We start from the raw sequence: 16,100 nt of genomic DNA, 5'->3' as shown, positions 1-16,100 counted from the left end.
AATGAATATCCAGTTTTGAGAGCGCAACGTTCTCAGAAAGTGGTGTGGTGGCGATAGCAAGAAGGATACACCTGTTCCCATGTCGAACACAGAAGTTAAGCTTCTTAGCGCCGAGAGTAGTTGGGGGAGCACCCCCTGCGAGGGTAGGACGTTGCCACGCACTTTTTCATTTGGAGGTTTAGCTCAGCTGGGAGAGCACCTGCCTTACAAGCAGGGGGTCACAGGTTCGAACCCTGTAACCTCCATTTGAGCCGTTAGCTCAGTTGGTAGAGCATCTGACTTTTAATCAGAGGGTCGACAGTTCGAGCCTGTCACGGCTCATTGCCAGTTTTAAATATTTTTGCGGGTGTGGCGGAATTGGCAGACGCACTAGATTTAGGATCTAGCGCCGTAAGGCGTGGGGGTTCGAGTCCCTTCACCCGCACTCGAGAGTTATGCCGACTTAGCTCAGTTGGTAGAGCATCTGATTTGTAATCAGAGGGTCGGGCGTTCGAATCGTCTAGTCGGCATTAATTGAATACATGCGGAAGTAGTTCAGTGGTAGAACATCACCTTGCCATGGTGGGGGTCGCGGGTTCGAATCCCGTCTTCCGCTTTAATAATATGCCGGGGTGGCGGAACTGGCAGACGCACAGGACTTAAAATCCTGCGGTGAGTGATCACCGTACCGGTTCGATTCCGGTCCTCGGCATTATTATTATGCACCCATAGCGCAATTGGATAGAGTGTCTGACTACGAATCAGAAGGTTGTAGGTTCGACTCCTACTGGGTGCATTGAGCGATTAGCTCATTAGTAACACATAAAAAGTTTCGGGAAATAGCTCAGCTTGGTAGAGCACCTGGTTTGGGACCAGGGGGTCGCAGGTTCGAATCCTGTTTTCCCGATTAGATCCAAAGTATCGCGGTGTAGCTCAGCAGGTTAGAGCGTCCGGTTCATACCCGGGAGGTCGGGGGTTCGATTCCCTTTGCCGCGATAGGTTTAAAGAGCTTGGACCTTTAGCTCAGTTGGTTAGAGCAGACGGCTCATAACCGTCCGGTCGTAGGTTCGAGTCCTACAAGGTCCATCTTTGATGGATGTTGTTTTAAACCATCTAAGTTTTATATAATATTATCGCGGGATGGAGCAGTCTGGTAGCTCGTCGGGCTCATAACCCGAAGGTCGTAGGTTCAAACCCTGCTCCCGCAATTGGTTCCATGGTCTAGTTGGTTAGGACGCCTGCCTGTCACGCAGGAGATCACGGGTTCGAGTCCCGTTGGGACCGTTTAAATATGGCTCGGTAGCTCAGTCGGTAGAGCAATGGATTGAAGCTCCATGTGTCGGCAGTTCGATTCTGTCCCGCGCCATCATATTCAGTTATTCTATAGTATGCGGGTGTAGTTTAGTGGTAAAACCACAGCCTTCCAAGCTGTTGTCGCGAGTCCGATTCTCGTCACCCGCTTTACTATGGGCCTATAGCTCAGCTGGTTAGAGCGCACGCCTGATAAGCGTGAGGTCGATGGTTCAAGTCCATTTAGGCCCATTTTGGGGAAGTACTCAAGTGGCTGAAGAGGCGCCCCTGCTAAGGGTGTAGGCGGGTAACACCGCGCGAGAGTTCGAATCTCTCCTTCTCCGTTTTTTTATTTTTTGTATGGCCCGTTGGTCAAGTGGTTAAGACACCGCCCTTTCACGGCGGTAACATGGGTTCAAATCCCGTACGGGTCATTTTCAGCTTGGAGGATTACCCAAGTGGCTGAAGGGAACGGTCTTGAAAACCGTCAGATGTGTAAAAGCATGCGAGGGTTCGAATCCCTCATCCTCCTTTATATTATCGCGGGATGGAGCAGTCTGGTAGCTCGTCGGGCTCATAACCCGAAGGTCGTAGGTTCAAACCCTGCTCCCGCAATATGGTTCCATGGTCTAGTTGGTTAGGACGCCTGCCTGTCACGCAGGAGATCACGGGTTCGAGTCCCGTTGGGACCGTCGTACCGTGTTAACGGTAAGACGGCTGATGAAGAACAAAAGCAAATTGCTTTTGTTCTTTTTTTATTCATGAGTCCTTTTAAAGACTAGAACACTGTGCTACACTAGTTTATGGTTTATATTTAGGTTCCCGAAAGGATTTGTAGTTCGACTACAAAGGTGCCTTGTAACCGATTATTTTAAGGGGGAATATTTTTCTTATGCGAGAAAGACATTTATTTACTTCAGAATCCGTTTCTGAAGGACATCCAGATAAAATCGCTGATCAAATTAGTGACGCAATCTTAGATGCTATGTTAGAACAAGATCCAAAAGCACGTGTGGCTGTTGAAACAACGGTTACGACTGGTTTAGTACTGGTTGTGGGTGAAGTTTCAACTAGTGCATACGTGGATATCCAAAAAACCGTTCGCGATACAATTAAGCGGATCGGCTACGATCATTCTAAGTACGGTTTTGATGGCGATAACTGTGCCGTTATGGTGGCTTTAGATGAACAGTCACCGGATATTGCCCAAGGGGTCGATGATTCATTAGAAGCACGCGAGGCTGATGAAGATCCATTGGACAAGATCGGTGCTGGCGATCAAGGGATGATGTTTGGCTTTGCAATTGATGAGACACCTGAATTGATGCCATTACCAATTTCATTGAGTCATCGCTTAATGCGCAAGGTAGCTCAATTGCGTAAGACTGGGGCTATTAAGTATTTACGGCCAGATGCGAAAGCACAGGTTACCGTTGAATATGATGATCAGGGCAAACCTAGTCGTGTAGATACAGTTGTTATTAGTACACAGCACGATCCTGATGCAACGCTTGACCAAATTCGCAAGGATATGATCGAGCAAGTGATCAAAGCGGTGGTACCAGCTGATCTATTAGATGATCAAACCAAATACTTTATTAATCCTACGGGACGTTTTGTTTTAGGTGGACCACAAGGTGATGCAGGTTTAACTGGACGTAAGATCATTGTTGATACTTACGGCGGTTATGCTAAGCACGGCGGCGGTGCGTTCTCTGGTAAGGATGCAACTAAAGTCGATCGTTCAGCTAGTTATGCAGCACGGTATATTGCTAAAAATATCGTCGCTGCTGGCTTTGCAACGCGTTGTGAAGTTCAATTAGCTTATGCAATCGGTGTTGCTAAGCCTGTGTCGATCTCTGTCGATACACAAGGGACAAGCAAAGTGTCTGAAGCGGCATTAGTGGCTGCTATTCGTAAGGTATTTGATTTGCGACCAGCAGGAATTATTAAAATGCTAGATCTACAGCGGCCAATTTATGAACAAACCGCTGCTTATGGACATTTTGGGCGTACAGATGTTGATTTACCTTGGGAACGACTTGATAAAGTTGACGCATTACACCAAGAACTAGATTAACGAGTAAAAGAGGCGACCCTTACCAATTTATTTGGTGGGGGCCGTCTTTTTTTATGCGATGGTTATAAAAAATGAGAGGAAGTCGTTATGCGTAAAAATAAAACGAATGTGATGGTGGTGACGGTTGCGATTTTTATCGCGACATTCATGTCAGCAATTGAAGGGACAATCGTATCAACAGCGATGCCAACGATTGTTGGTGATCTTCATGGCCTTAACATGATGAACTGGATTTTTTCAATTTACTTATTGACCAATGCGATGTTAACGCCGATTTATGGTAAATTGGCTGATCGGGTTGGCCGCAAGCCCGTATTTATTACCGGCTTGGCAATTTTTATTATTGGCTCCGCCTTGTGTGGTTTAGCGCAAAATATGATCACGTTGATCATTTTCCGGGCGTTACAAGGAATTGGCGCGGGGGCGATCATGCCCGTATCATTTACGATCATTGCCGATATTTATCCGCTACAAAAGCGGGCAAAGGTCCTTGGCTTTAACAGCTCGGCTTGGGGTATTGCTTCGGTAGTGGCGCCGTTATTAGGTGGTTTTATTGTTGAACGGTTAAGCTGGCATTGGATTTTCTTTCTCAATGTGCCAATTGGCATTATTACGATTTGGTTGATCTGGCAATTCTTAGATGAGGAACGTAAAGTCACCCATGCGCCAATCGATTATTGGGGCAGTATTTGGCTAATGCTGACGCTATTGACGATCATGTATGCTTTCCAAGTCATGGAACAAGGCTTCACATTCTGGCTGATCGGGTTGTTTATTTTGGCAGTTGGCTGTTTTTGGCTATTTATTCGTACTGAAAAACATGTGGCTGACCCAATTATTTCGTTAGATCTATTTAAAAATACGACCTTTAATGTGCAAAATGTGGTGGCGGCGTTAGTTAGTGGCTTTTTAATGGGCTTTGAAGTGTATATGCCAATGTGGATGCAAGGCATTTTAGGCTTACCGGCTTCGATGGGTGGTTTTGTGGTAACGCCCAGTTCATTGATGTGGGTGGTAGCTTCGTTTATTACAGGCGGTTTATTGGCTAAATATCGGCCGCGGTTGATCTTGTTCTGGAGTCTACTCTTATTGACGATTGGCAGTTTTGTGCTCGCTATCGTACCAGAGACGACACAATTTGCTTTATTCCTCGTTATTGCTGCTTTCCTTGGGCTTGGTTTTGGTGTGACAATCACGACGACCACCGTAGTTTCCCAAAATTCAGTGACTAAGGATCAAATTGGTGTGGCGACCTCATTTAATACGCTTTGTCGGACGTTGGGGCAGACACTGATGGTCTCGGTTTATGGTATTGTGATTAATTTACACTTAGCTAGTGGCGTCCAACAATATCGTGATCGCGGTGTGACCAGTGATATGATGAACCAATTGGTCAATCCGCAAACAGCGGTTGATCTACCTGCTAAATTACTGCCAACACTGCGGCAGATTTTATATAGCGGCTTACACGTGATCTATTATGTTTCCGTCGCGTTGATGATCGTTGCGTTGTTAATTAATGTTTTGGCTGATCGTAAACCTAATAAAAACGCTGCTTAATCGGCAGCGTTTTTATTAGGTAATAAATTGAATTTTAAAAATAACCACCAGGTTAAACAAAGTCCAGCAAATCCCCATGTCCAACCAGCTAGCACGTCACTAGTATTGTGGACGCCGACGTAGATACGACTTAGGCCAATCAAGAGAATGAGAAGCGCCGATAAACTATTTAGTATACGGCGCTTTTTAAAATCGGCAACTAGGTAGTAAGTGATGACGATCAGTGCGCCGAAGAAGGCCATACTACCAGCAGCGTGGCCACTGGGAAAACTGTACCCGCCAGCGTAGACTAGATGAGTAGCGGCGGTTGGTCGTGGACGCATCACTAATTGTTTCACTAAATGATTGCCGAGGCCACCGACTAAAGCAACATTGACTAGGCTAAACAATGCTAGTTGCTGCTGGCGGAAACTGAGCAGAATAATCAAAACGACTGCGTTTAACAGTGCGCTATTACTGGGATTACCAAAATTGGTGATGGCAATAACGCTAGGATTAAGCCAAGTGGTACGCAAATTAGTGAACCAAGCGTTGACGGATAGATCAAATTGAGTCAGCCAAGGGACTTGCTGCCAAACTAAGCAAAAAAACAGGGCGAAGATAAGGTAAGCACCTAAGCTATAATATAATAGCCGCTGGCGAAAAGATTTCGTGGACATGGAAATAACTCCTATTTTATAAATTAAGTCGGTTTATTCGTATAAATAAGGATAGTGTACCACGCGTGGTGCTAGTTCGTCATAAAATCAAAAAAGCCTAAATTGTATACCAATATCGTCAATTCAATCTTTAATTGAAAACCAAATAGACTACGGGTGAGATTGGTTTCAATCCCAAATTGCTGGGCTAAAATTGAAAAGCGTGACTCTATTGTCCGCCGTAACGCCTTGAGTTGACGCTTATTATGCTGTTTAGCACCTTTCATATTAGAACGATAAGGCGTCCATAAGTTATAGCCTAGGGCCCTAAAACTGGTCTTGAGTTTTTTCCCAACATAACCAACATCGGCCAAAATATTGGGACAAGGACAACCGCTAATTAGCTCAGGCGCTACCTTAGCATCATGAACTGAGGCTGCCGTGATCACATAATTCAGAATATAGCCATTAGCCGTGACGACCATGTGGGTTTTAAACCCATAAAATGGCATTTTCTTGGTGGCATTATAGCCAATGTTGGCCTTCCCAGCAAAAATTCTAACTCTGAAATTACGAACTTTGGCACATAGTGGGTTGGGTAAACTGTCGATAATCGCTAGGTCGCCCGAATGAGCATAATCCTTAGTGATACCTGAGCGAATGGCATTGACTACTGCCAGTAATTGTTGCGCGCGGCGGTTGAAACGTGAACGTGATACCACCATTTGCCGCGGCATAAACGCTGCCATCAGATAATAGAAGCGGCGTTGCGATTGAATTCCCAGTGTGACTTGTAAGCACAGTAAAGCTAAAAGTTTAATATCAGTAATTTTAGTATGTTCAACGTTGCGCCGCTCAATGACGCTACGCGGACAATAACGCTGATAAAGCAATGAACATAACTGGTAAAAGTAATGGAAACTAACTTGTAATTCGTGACGATTTTGCTTAAACTTGAGGTGGTTCAACACAGTTATTACTCCTTTTAAGTTTTGTCACTTATGAGTCTAACTGGGTTGGACTTTTTTGTTAAATTTCTAAATGTTACAAACTAGCACCACACGTAGTGTACCATGTTATGGTAAAACAATCTTGAATTAAAAAATTCTTTTTGGTATGATTTGAGTATTAATAAGAAATGTTGATGAGGAGTAGTAACTTATTTGCGACTAGCCAGCAAGCGATTGGTTAATGGAAAATCGTAGCGGGAATAAGTGAACTCACCTTGGAATAATCGATTGAACTCAAGTAGGTCGGTTCGTGTGCCGCGTTATGGCAAAGTGTTGCGTTTTTAGCGCAAAATGTAGGTGGCACCGCGGTCCATTCGTCCTACAGGAATTATTTCCTGTGGGACTTTTTTCTTATCATACAGCTGAAAGGGAGTTAACTCATGAGTTACAATCACAAAGTGGTTGAGCGTAAATGGAATCAATACTGGTTACAGCACAATACGTTCAAAACAACAGAGGATCCAGAGAAAAAGAATTTTTATGCGTTAGATATGTTTCCTTATCCATCTGGTAAAGGCCTGCATGTAGGTCACCCAGAAGGCTATACGGCAACCGATATTATTGCGCGGATGAAACGGATGCAAGGCTTTAACGTGCTGCACCCTATGGGTTGGGATGCCTTTGGGTTACCAGCGGAACAATATGCGTTGAATACTGGGCATTCACCAGCTAGCTTTACCCGGAAAAATATTGAAACTTTCCGTAAGCAGATCAATTCGTTAGGTTTCTCCTACGATTGGGGTCGTGAAGTTAACACGACGGATCCTAATTTCTATAAATGGACACAATGGATCTTTGAACAAATGTACAAAAAGGGCTTAGCTTACGAGTCCGAAGTTTTGGTCAACTGGGCGCCTGATTTATTAGGCGGTACTGTTGTGGCTAATGAAGAAGTGATCGATGGTAAAACGGAACGTGGCGGCTTCCCGGTTTATCGGGTACCAATGCGGCAATGGATGCTGAAAATTACTGCTTATGCGGAACGTTTATTGGATGATCTAGACTTAGTTGATTGGCCAGAAAGCATTAAAGAAATGCAACGCAACTGGATTGGCCGTTCTGAAGGGGCTAGTGTTACTTTTAGTGTTGCCGGACATGATGACGCTAAGATCGAAGTCTTCACAACACGACCTGATACGTTGTTTGGTGCGTCCTACATGGTGCTGGCACCAGAACATGATTTGGTTGAACAACTAACGACACCAGACCAAAAAGACGCAATTGCGGTCTATCAAGAAGAAGTTTCTAAGAAGAGTGATTTGGAACGGACTGATCTGGCTAAAGAAAAAACAGGTGCTTTCACTGGTAGTTATGCGATCAACCCGGTTAATGGTGAACAAATTCCGATTTGGATCGCCGATTACGTTTTAGCTTCTTATGGGACTGGGGCAATCATGGCGGTACCTGCACATGATGATCGTGACTATGAATTTGCACGGACCTTCGATTTGCCGATCAAGCCTGTAATTGAAGGTGGTAACATCGACGAAGCAGCTTTCACTGAAGACGGTCCACACATCAATTCTGACTTTTTAAATGGCTTGGATAAAAAAACAGCCATTGCGAAAATGTTGGATTGGTTGGAAGAAAAAGGTATTGGTGAACGCAAAGTTAATTATCGTTTACGTGACTGGATCTTCTCGCGGCAACGTTATTGGGGTGAACCAATTCCTGTGATTCATTGGGAAGATGGCGAAACGACCTTGGTACCAGAGGACGAATTACCGTTGATCTTACCAAAGACGGCGGACGTTAAGCCTTCTGGTAGTACAGAAAGTCCATTGGCCAATGTTGAAGATTGGGTCAATGTGGTCGATGAAAATGGCCGTAAAGGTAAGCGCGAAACCAACACCATGCCACAATGGGCTGGTAGTTCATGGTATTTCTTGCGCTATATTGATCCGCACAATAAGGACATGATCGCTGACCCAGAAAAATTGAAGCAGTGGTTGCCAGTTGATCTTTATATTGGTGGTGCAGAACATGCGGTCTTGCATTTATTGTACGCTCGTTTCTGGCACAAGTTCTTGTATGATATCGGTGTTGTTCCCACACCTGAACCATTCCAGAAGTTGTATAACCAAGGGATGATCTTAGGTAACAACCATGAAAAGATGTCTAAGTCCAAAGGCAATGTCATCAATCCTGATGATATCGTGGCTGAATATGGCGCAGATACGTTGCGGTTGTATGAAATGTTCATGGGCCCATTAGACGCCTCGATTGCGTGGAGCGATGAAGGTTTAAATGGGAGCCGTAAATTCTTGGATCGGGTTTGGCGCTTATTTGTTGATGATGAAGATGAATTGCGTGATCGCGTGACGACGATTAGTGACGATGCTTTGACGAAGGTCTACAATCAAACGGTCAAAAAAGTCACTGAAGACTTCGAACATCTGCATTTCAATACGGCGATCTCACAATTAATGGTCTTCATTAATGAAGCTTACAAAGCTGAAATTCTACCAGTAGCTTACGTTGAAGGTTTCATTAAAATGTTGAACCCAATTGCGCCACATATGACTGAAGAGTTATGGCAGAAGTTAGGCCATGATGAAAGTATCACCTATGCGGCTTGGCCAACTTATGATGCCAGTGCGTTGGTTGAAGACACCGTTGAAGTTGTCCTACAGGTTAATGGTAAATTACGTTCCAAGGTCCAAATCAACAAGGATACCTCTAAAGACGATATGGAAAAACTAGCCTTAGCTGATCCAAAAGTGCAAGAATTTATTGCCGGTAAAACCGTACGTAAAGTTATTGCAGTTCCACAAAAGTTAGTTAATATCGTGGCTAATTAAGCTATCCGTATAAAAAAGAAGGTGCTGATTTATGCCAATGTCATTAAGTTAAGCTATTGACAAAAAAGAATAGGGCTTCAGCTACATCATTTATGTAGCTGAAGCCTTATTTTTTACTTTAAACTTGGTAAACTAAAAGGGGAAGGCACTAAACCTTCTCCTCCACAGGCCTAATTGTAACAATCCAATACCGATAAGGAGTGTGTCACTAATGTTAAACCCAACTAATAGTTTAAGCGTTCTGGACCAAATTATCAATGAAACAGTTAGCCATATTCATGATTACACTCATTCACCACAGGATTTTACGCGTAAACGGAAATTAACTGCTGGTACGATGATTAAAACGATGCTTAATATGCAGGGTAACAGCCTTAACATTGAGTTATTCAATGCTTTTCCTGGTATTGATGAACAAGTTTCAGCTTCTGCCTTTGAACAACAAAAAGGTAAGCTAAAACCCGACTGCTTCAAACATATTTTTCATCAATTCAACCAGCAAATAGCTAACGCGCAACTGTTGGATCACCATTACCATGTATTAGCGATCGATGGCTCGGACTTTGATCTGCCTTGGAATCCTACTTCAAAGTACGTTTGTGATTTTTCAAAAAATAAGCCTTATTGTCAAATGCATGTTAATACTTTATACGACTTGTTAAATAAAAGCTATCAAGACTGTATTAGCCAACCCAAAACGGCAATGGACGAACGCGGCAGTGTTTTAGCCATGCTTGATCACCTACCAGACGATTCGATCGTGATGATGGACCGTGGCTACCCAAGCTTTAATCTAATTGAAAATCTAAACCGGCACCAGGGGTTGCATTATCTTATTCGAGCCAAGTTAGGCGGCAGTATCAAAGAAATTCAAAATTTGCCAGATGGTGAGTGTGATCAAGCAATCGCGTGCCGCGTGACCACTTCTAATCATTATTACGTTACGCATAAAAGTAGTGAAAATATTCATTGTATTCAACATTATTGGCACCAGTACCAACCATTTCGTTCCAAAAATACCAAAGATCGGCGGTGGGATTTTGGCGTCTTTTGTACCGTTAAATTCCGGGCTTGTAAATTTCAAATTGGGACAACAGCTGACGGTAAGCCAGCGTGGGAAGTCTTGATCACTAATCTTCCGGCAAAGCAGTTTCCATTACCACGAATGAAACGGTTATATCATTTGCGCTGGGGCATCGAAACCGCTTTTTCTAAGCTAAAATATGATCTTGGCGCCATTCAATTTCATTCCAAAAAAGACCAGTTTATTGAAATGGAACTTTACGCCAACTTAATCATGTACAATGTGGTTAGTGCAGCCGTTAATCAAGCTTACGTCGCGCAGACCGATCACCATCATTGGGACACCATTAATTTTAAACTGGCCACTAGGATCGTGCGGTATTATTACCGCAATAACCAGCAGGCAAAGTTTCAAGCGTTATTGATTCAGCTTGGCACCTACTTAGTCCCGATTCGCCCCGGGCGTAAAAATAAGCGGCGACTAAAACCTAAGCGTGCGGTTAGTTTTGTTTATCGAGTCGCGTAAACTGACAACCTAATCTTGCGTCGCCCTTATTTTAGTGCGCTTTAAATTAGCTTTAAATTATAAAAACCACCCAATTAGCAATCATGAAATGACTAATCAGGTGGTTTTAAAATTAGCCGAGCGATTTCCTCAGGGACTAATAATTGTCAAGTCACTAACTTAATGACATTGTGATTTATGCCAGCACCTTCTTTTTGCACGTTTTCTAGTATCTAATGCGCGTTGAAAATGATAAAATTAAATTTGGTCGAGTTTTATTTGACCAAAAAAATATTGGCGGCGGCGTGACGGATCACGTAGCTGGCGGTCGCACCGAGTTCACCGTCTTCAAAGGCGTTATTCCCGGTGGCACCAAGGAAGATCAGATCAGTGGGTTGATTATCGCGACTATAAGTGACGATTTGTTCCTTCGGATAACCATAGACCATTGCTTGTTGCACATTGATATGCTGCTGTTGTGCTGTTTTTTGATAAGTGTTCAACAGCTCTTCGGCTAATTGATGTTCAGCGTCGATCAGGCGTAAATATTCAGCTTCAAAACGCTGTTTATCATAGCCCCGATCATTGATCACATATAAAAGGGTTAATTGTGCGCCAGTTACGGTTGCTAGATCAACAGCGGCCTGAAAAGCCCGTTCGGCATTTTTAGAGCCATCGACTGCGACTAAATATGTTGCTTGCTGCATAAGATCGCCACCTTTACTTATTTACTTCATTATAGAAGCTTCTTACATCAAGCGTCAAAGAAAAGGCGCTGTGCAAGCATGAATCAATGGCTGTCGGCCAGCAACAGGAAATCGGAAATCAGTTGGAATATGCCAGCATGACATGTTCGTGAAACTTAGTTTGTGAGGGATATGATTATGGCAAAGCAGCCAGAAGAAAAGACAACCACATCGAAAGAAAAAATGCTCCGTGGATCGGCCTGGATGACCGCCGGTAGTATGTTTTCACGTATCTTAGGTGCTTTGTACGTGATTCCGTGGATGATGTGGTTCGGCCGAGATCGAGGGCAAGCGAATGCCTTATTTGCGATTGGCTACAATATTTATAGTATTTTTCTGATTATTTCTACTGCCGGGATTCCCGGGGCAGTGGCCAAGCAGGTCTCGCACTATAACGCGATGAATGAATATAAAACTGGGCGTAAATTATTTCGTAGTGGGCTGTATTTAATGGTATTCATGGGCGTCATTTCGGCGGCGGCACTTTATTTGTTAGCACCGTGGATCTCAACTGGGGATAAGGATGCAATCCCAGTTATTCGGTCATTGGCGTGGCCGTTATTAGTGATTCCGATGATGAGTCTATTCCGAGGCTTTTTCCAAGGTTATCAGGATATGGCACCATCCGCAGTCTCTCAGTTTATTGAGCAGGTGGCGCGGGTGATCTATATGTTGGTGACGGCTTATTGGATCATGCAGGTCATGCACGGTAGTTACGTTACAGCCGTGGCGCATTCAACATTTGCGGCCTTTATTGGCGCGGTGGCCAGTTTACTGGTATTGGCTTGGTATTATTTGCGTAAACGTAAAGAGTGGGATGTTTTAGCAGATAATAGTGCGGATACGTTAGATATTTCGACTCGCGATATGCTGATGGAAATGGTGCGTCAGGCGATTCCGTTTATCATTTTAGATGCGGGGATCACGATTTTCCAGTTAGTCGATCAATATACGTTCTTCAATATGATCGATGATTTTGTCGTGGGGACACGGGCGACATTTAATACGTTGTATTCTTTATTTGCCTTTAACGCCAATAAACTGATCATGATCATCGTTTCGTTGGCGGCATCAATGGCGATCACTTCGATTCCATTGTTATCGGAGGCCTACACGAAACGTGATTTCCGTGATGTTCGTGATCAAGTCGATAATACGATCGAATTATTTTTCTTCATTATGATTCCTTCAGCAATCGGGATGGCGGCAGTGGCTAAGCCGTTGTACACGATTTTTTACGGTTATGACTTTACTGGTACGTTAGTATTGGAGTTCTCGTCTTATACTTCGATCGTGTTAGGACTATTTACCGTTTTAGCCGCAATGCTACAGGGGTTATACCAAAATCGATTGGCAATTGCCTACTTTGTCGTTGGCTTAGTCGTTAAGATTGTTGTTCAGTACCCTATGATTTATTTGTTCAAAGTATTTGGTCCATTGATGGCAACGGCAATTGGGTTCATGGTCGCTAGCTATTTGATGATCAATACCATGAACAACATGTTCCATTTGAAAGTTGCCGAGTTGATCAAATTCTTCTCGGAGACGTTGTTGTTTGCGCTCGTGATGTACGCGGTTTGCATTGGTTTGCAGCAGGTATTGTATTTATTCCTAAATCCAGCTAGCCGGGTTCAGAGTATGCTGGTGATCGTGTTGGTTGCTGGTGTTGGCGCGACGTTGTATGGCTATTTGGTACTGAAGAGTCGGTTAGGCGATCAATTGTTAGGTAGTCGGATCGCCGGACTACGACGGCGTTTACGGATCAAGTGAGGTTGAATCATGCGTTTAGATAAATTTTTAGTGCATGCTGGCGTTGGTAGCCGGAAAGAAGTGCAGCGGCTGATTCGCGGTAAGCAGGTTCAGCTCAATGCGGTAGTGGTTACCAGTAGCAAGGCAAATGTGGTGCCAGAACGTGATCAAGTTGACGTGGCTGGTGAAATGGTTCATTATCAGCAATTTTATTATTATATGCTGAATAAGCCAGCGGGTGTTTTGTCGGCAACGACTGATCCACAGCAGCGGACGGTGATCGATTTATTAGTGGCTACCGACCAGCGGGCTGATCTGTTTCCAGTTGGTCGTTTGGATAAAGACACCACGGGCTTATTGTTTTTGACTAATGATGGGCAGTTGGCGCATCAATTGTTAAGCCCGCGGCGGCAGGTAGCTAAAGTTTATCACGCGTTGATCACGGGCATCGTTACTGCGGCTGATCAGCAACGTTTTGCGGCTGGTATTACGACGAAGGCAGGCAATGAATTTGCGCCCGCCGATTTGCGGATCTTAGCGGTTGATCCAGTGCAGCAGCAAAGTCAGATCGAAGTGACCTTACATGAAGGTAAATTTCATGAAGTTAAACGCCTCTTCCAAGCAGTCAGTAAAGAAGTGCTGACGTTGCAGCGAATAGAGATGGGCGGCTTGCAGTTAGATACGACGTTGGCCGCTGGTGCCTATCGCGCCTTAACGGATGCCGAAATTACATTATTACAAGCAGCAGTTTCCTAAGGGAGACTGCTTTTTTGATCTGAATTAATTAAATAGTGGAGGAAATTGTTATGCGAACTGAACATATTGAAGTGATTCCTTATCAAGCCACTTGGCCGTTGGCATTTAAACAAATCGTTGCCCATTTAATGCCTAGTATTGCGGGTTCATTTACACGCATTGAACATGTTGGTAGTACAGCAGTGCCTGGCTTGGCTGCTAAGCCGATCATTGATATCGATATTGTGATCGCACAAGCCAGTCAACTGCAGACGCTGATTACTAGCTTAGCAAAATTAGGTTATTACTGCGAAGGTGAATTAGGCGTGGCCCAACGTTACGCCTTTAGTTATGAGCCCACAAAGTCGGTTTTAAAGCTACATCATTTATATGTTTGCTTAGCTGATTCACTGGCGCTACGTCATCACTTAGCGTTACGTGATTATTTGCGGACACATCGGGCTGCCCGGGAGCAATATGCACAGATCAAACTGCAAGGTGCGCAACTGTTCGCCAATGATATTGAACAATATAATCGCTATAAAGCTGACTTTATCGCCGATATTTATCGCTTAGCTGCCGCGGAAAAATAAGGTGAGTTAATTTACTTGCTTAAGCAAATAAAATAGCTTATACTACGCGAGGAGGTGGATAAAATGCAATCACCGATTCAGCGTTGGACGATCTTATCAGTTATTGGTTTGTTTTTCTTCATGGTGATCGTCGATGGCAGCATCGTCGCGATTGCGATTCCGGCGATCGCCCGAGATTTATCGATCACCACAGGCGCAACCACTTTGATTATTTCTAGTTATTTGATCACCATTTGTGCGACGTTACTATTGTTTGGTCAGCTAGGTGATCAGTTTGGCCGTAGTCGGGTATTTAAATGGGGCACATTAGTCTTTTTATTCGGGTCATTTTTGGCCGGTTTAGGCGGTTATTTGGTAGTTGTATTGCTGGGCCGCTTAGTCCAAGGCATTGGTGCTAGTATGACGATGGCCAATAGTTATGCATTGGTGACTGATACTTTTCCACCAGAACAATTGGGCCGCGCCTTTGGAATTGAAGGTATCTTTATTTCGCTAGGGGCTTTAGCTGGACCTGGCCTAGGCGGTTTGATCTTGGTTCAGTTACCTTGGAACTATATTTTTTGGGTCAACTTACCATTAGGGTTGCTGTGTTTATTGGCTGAACTCGTGATTTTTCCGAAAAATAAGTCGCAACACAGTGGGCGAATTGACTGGCTGGGGGCGCTGATTTTGGCCTTGGCTGCTAGTACGTTGTATGTGGCAACGACGCAAGTCAGTTATTGGTGGCTCATGTTGTTATTAACCATGGGTTTAAGTTATGTGTTTTGGCGGATCGAACGGCGGGTTACGTTACCGTTGCTAGATTTTAAGATTTTTCGTTATCATTTATTTAGTCAGAGTCTGTTAGTTGCGTTTTTGAGCTTCATTGTTTCGTATTTCTTCACGATTTTAGCGCCATTGTATTTGCAATTAGCGTTGAAATACTCACCAGGGGTCACCGGAGTATTATTAATGGTCACGCCGATCGTCTCACTAGTGGCTTCACCATTGGCTGGTTATCTTTCCGATCGTTATGATCAGCGCTTGGAAATGTTGATTGGGATGACGATTTTAGTGGGTGCTCAGTTGACTTTGGCACTGTCTACAGCACAGTATGAACCGACGTATTTTATTTTTAATTCGGTTCTGATCGCGATCGGGACGGCTGTTTTCAGCACGCCGAACAATGTGATCGTCATGCAAGCAGTGCCCAATAAAATGCGGGGATTAGCTGGTGCGACTAACTCGTTAGTGCGTGAGCTTGGCTTAGTTTTGGGTACCACGCTGTCGACTTTGATTTTTTATCGGTTGTTGTCATTTTTCAGCCACCGGTCAGTCAGTACGGCTTTAGGGGTTGCGCGGCACTTTTGCTCCAGGCTCAGCGTGGCACTTATCTAGTGGCGTTTATGTTA

At 44.1% G+C, this 16,100-nt stretch carries 11 protein-coding genes, 20 tRNA genes, 1 rRNA gene, 1 riboswitch and 1 other annotated feature; of the genes, 29 read left to right on the top strand and 3 right to left on the bottom strand.

The genetic code is table 11. From position 1 onward, the window contains the following. Positions 1-43: 43 nt before the first annotated feature. From rrf to LC20001_RS09235, 23 genes are all read left to right on the top strand, one after another. Positions 44-160: ribosomal RNA gene (gene rrf, locus LC20001_RS09345) — 5S ribosomal RNA — on the top strand. A 12-nt stretch (positions 161-172) separates the two neighbouring features. Then, positions 173-245: transfer RNA gene (locus LC20001_RS09340), tRNA-Val, on the top strand. Between the two features lie 3 nt (positions 246-248). Further along, positions 249-321 (top strand) — tRNA-Lys (locus LC20001_RS09335). A gap of 21 nt (positions 322-342) precedes the next feature. After that, positions 343-424 (top strand) — tRNA-Leu (locus LC20001_RS09330). Positions 425-436: 12 nt separating this feature from the next. Next, positions 437-509: transfer RNA gene (locus LC20001_RS09325), tRNA-Thr, on the top strand. 14 nt (positions 510-523) lie between these two features. Continuing rightward, a tRNA-Gly gene (locus LC20001_RS09320) sits at positions 524-595 on the top strand. A 10-nt stretch (positions 596-605) separates the two neighbouring features. Further along, positions 606-691: transfer RNA gene (locus LC20001_RS09315), tRNA-Leu, on the top strand. 10 nt (positions 692-701) lie between these two features. Next, positions 702-775 (top strand) — tRNA-Arg (locus tag LC20001_RS09310). A gap of 37 nt (positions 776-812) precedes the next feature. Next, positions 813-886, top strand: a tRNA-Pro gene (locus LC20001_RS09305). A 15-nt stretch (positions 887-901) separates the two neighbouring features. Then, positions 902-975, top strand: a tRNA-Met gene (locus LC20001_RS09300). Between the two features lie 16 nt (positions 976-991). Then, positions 992-1,065: transfer RNA gene (locus tag LC20001_RS09295), tRNA-Ile, on the top strand. Positions 1,066-1,113: 48 nt separating this feature from the next. Next, positions 1,114-1,187 (top strand) — tRNA-Met (locus LC20001_RS09290). Positions 1,188-1,189: 2 nt separating this feature from the next. Further along, positions 1,190-1,263, top strand: a tRNA-Asp gene (locus tag LC20001_RS09285). Between the two features lie 9 nt (positions 1,264-1,272). Then, positions 1,273-1,345 (top strand) — tRNA-Phe (locus LC20001_RS09280). A gap of 24 nt (positions 1,346-1,369) precedes the next feature. Further along, positions 1,370-1,440: transfer RNA gene (locus LC20001_RS09275), tRNA-Gly, on the top strand. A gap of 7 nt (positions 1,441-1,447) precedes the next feature. Further along, positions 1,448-1,521 (top strand) — tRNA-Ile (locus tag LC20001_RS09270). 4 nt (positions 1,522-1,525) lie between these two features. Beyond that, a tRNA-Ser gene (locus LC20001_RS09265) sits at positions 1,526-1,613 on the top strand. 18 nt (positions 1,614-1,631) lie between these two features. Beyond that, positions 1,632-1,703 (top strand) — tRNA-Glu (locus LC20001_RS09260). Positions 1,704-1,713: 10 nt separating this feature from the next. Further along, positions 1,714-1,801: transfer RNA gene (locus LC20001_RS09255), tRNA-Ser, on the top strand. Positions 1,802-1,810: 9 nt separating this feature from the next. Further along, positions 1,811-1,884, top strand: a tRNA-Met gene (locus LC20001_RS09250). Between the two features lie 3 nt (positions 1,885-1,887). Then, positions 1,888-1,961, top strand: a tRNA-Asp gene (locus tag LC20001_RS09245). A 110-nt stretch (positions 1,962-2,071) separates the two neighbouring features. Next, positions 2,072-2,164: riboswitch (SMK box riboswitch) on the top strand. Then, a complete protein-coding gene (metK, locus tag LC20001_RS09240) occupies positions 2,162-3,349 on the top strand; it encodes a methionine adenosyltransferase (RefSeq protein WP_003680443.1) in 1,188 nt (395 codons plus the stop codon). Its footprint overlaps the riboswitch before it by 3 nt. A gap of 87 nt (positions 3,350-3,436) precedes the next feature. Continuing rightward, a complete protein-coding gene (locus LC20001_RS09235; protein WP_010010933.1) occupies positions 3,437-4,909 on the top strand; it encodes an MDR family MFS transporter in 1,473 nt (490 codons plus the stop codon). On the opposite strand, the gene LC20001_RS09230 is transcribed toward LC20001_RS09235, so the two are convergent. Then, on the bottom strand, positions 4,906-5,568 hold the full coding sequence (locus LC20001_RS09230) for a phosphatase PAP2 family protein (RefSeq protein WP_056943298.1): 663 nt from the start codon (positions 5,566-5,568) through the stop codon (positions 4,906-4,908). The two genes, LC20001_RS09235 and LC20001_RS09230, sit on opposite strands and share 4 nt — an antisense overlap. A 71-nt stretch (positions 5,569-5,639) precedes the next feature. Next, positions 5,640-6,518 (bottom strand): IS982 family transposase, encoded by an 879-nt coding sequence (locus tag LC20001_RS09225; RefSeq protein WP_010500113.1) that lies wholly within the window; start codon positions 6,516-6,518, stop codon positions 5,640-5,642. Positions 6,519-6,679: 161 nt separating this feature from the next. Further along, positions 6,680-6,882, top strand: a binding site (T-box leader). Positions 6,883-6,937: 55 nt separating this feature from the next. On the opposite strand from LC20001_RS09225, the gene leuS reads away from it, so the two are divergent. After that, entirely contained in the window at positions 6,938-9,358 is a 2,421-nt protein-coding gene (gene leuS / locus LC20001_RS09220) for a leucine--tRNA ligase (RefSeq protein WP_003680180.1), read from the top strand. A 211-nt stretch (positions 9,359-9,569) separates the two neighbouring features. Then, positions 9,570-10,907, top strand: coding sequence for an IS4 family transposase (locus LC20001_RS09215; RefSeq protein ID WP_099267146.1), 1,338 nt, complete (start codon positions 9,570-9,572; stop codon positions 10,905-10,907). Positions 10,908-11,161: 254 nt separating this feature from the next. On the opposite strand, the gene LC20001_RS09210 is transcribed toward LC20001_RS09215, so the two are convergent. Further along, positions 11,162-11,593: a universal stress protein gene (locus LC20001_RS09210; RefSeq protein WP_010010936.1), complete on the bottom strand. Its 432-nt coding sequence runs from the start codon at positions 11,591-11,593 to the stop codon at positions 11,162-11,164. A gap of 177 nt (positions 11,594-11,770) precedes the next feature. Here LC20001_RS09210 and LC20001_RS09205 point away from each other — a divergent pair, with 177 nt between their 5' ends. From LC20001_RS09205 to LC20001_RS09190, 4 genes are all read left to right on the top strand, one after another. Next, positions 11,771-13,402, top strand: coding sequence for a putative polysaccharide biosynthesis protein (locus tag LC20001_RS09205; protein ID WP_003680178.1), 1,632 nt, complete (start codon positions 11,771-11,773; stop codon positions 13,400-13,402). Between the two features lie 9 nt (positions 13,403-13,411). Beyond that, positions 13,412-14,137, top strand: a complete 726-nt coding sequence (locus tag LC20001_RS09200) for a pseudouridine synthase (RefSeq protein WP_003680176.1) — start codon at positions 13,412-13,414, stop codon at positions 14,135-14,137. A 50-nt stretch (positions 14,138-14,187) separates the two neighbouring features. Further along, complete coding sequence (locus LC20001_RS09195; RefSeq protein ID WP_010010937.1) at positions 14,188-14,709, top strand: GrpB family protein; 522 nt, start codon at positions 14,188-14,190, stop codon at positions 14,707-14,709. A gap of 63 nt (positions 14,710-14,772) precedes the next feature. Then, positions 14,773-16,086 (top strand): MFS transporter, encoded by a 1,314-nt coding sequence (locus tag LC20001_RS09190; protein ID WP_010010939.1) that lies wholly within the window; start codon positions 14,773-14,775, stop codon positions 16,084-16,086. The last annotated feature ends 14 nt before the right edge of the window (positions 16,087-16,100 follow it).

The organism is Loigolactobacillus coryniformis subsp. coryniformis KCTC 3167 = DSM 20001 (assembly GCF_002706425.1).
In the GTDB taxonomy this organism is placed as follows: domain Bacteria; phylum Bacillota; class Bacilli; order Lactobacillales; family Lactobacillaceae; genus Loigolactobacillus; species Loigolactobacillus coryniformis.
Note: the sequence above shows the minus strand (reverse complement) of the source record. Positions and strands in the feature narration are given on the sequence as shown.

Bases quoted from the DNA above. Each gene is read 5' to 3' on its own strand.
- metK (WP_003680443.1), top strand. From the start codon at position 2,162: ATGCGAGAAAGACATTTATTTACTTCAGAATCCGTTTCTGAAGGACAT.
- LC20001_RS09235 (WP_010010933.1), top strand. From the start codon at position 3,437: ATGCGTAAAAATAAAACGAATGTGATGGTGGTGACGGTTGCGATTTTT.
- LC20001_RS09230 (WP_056943298.1), bottom strand. From the start codon at position 5,568: ATGTCCACGAAATCTTTTCGCCAGCGGCTATTATATTATAGCTTAGGT.
- leuS (WP_003680180.1), top strand. From the start codon at position 6,938: ATGAGTTACAATCACAAAGTGGTTGAGCGTAAATGGAATCAATACTGG.
- LC20001_RS09215 (WP_099267146.1), top strand. From the start codon at position 9,570: ATGTTAAACCCAACTAATAGTTTAAGCGTTCTGGACCAAATTATCAAT.
- LC20001_RS09210 (WP_010010936.1), bottom strand. From the start codon at position 11,593: ATGCAGCAAGCAACATATTTAGTCGCAGTCGATGGCTCTAAAAATGCC.
- LC20001_RS09205 (WP_003680178.1), top strand. From the start codon at position 11,771: ATGGCAAAGCAGCCAGAAGAAAAGACAACCACATCGAAAGAAAAAATG.
- LC20001_RS09200 (WP_003680176.1), top strand. From the start codon at position 13,412: ATGCGTTTAGATAAATTTTTAGTGCATGCTGGCGTTGGTAGCCGGAAA.
- LC20001_RS09195 (WP_010010937.1), top strand. From the start codon at position 14,188: ATGCGAACTGAACATATTGAAGTGATTCCTTATCAAGCCACTTGGCCG.
- LC20001_RS09190 (WP_010010939.1), top strand. From the start codon at position 14,773: ATGCAATCACCGATTCAGCGTTGGACGATCTTATCAGTTATTGGTTTG.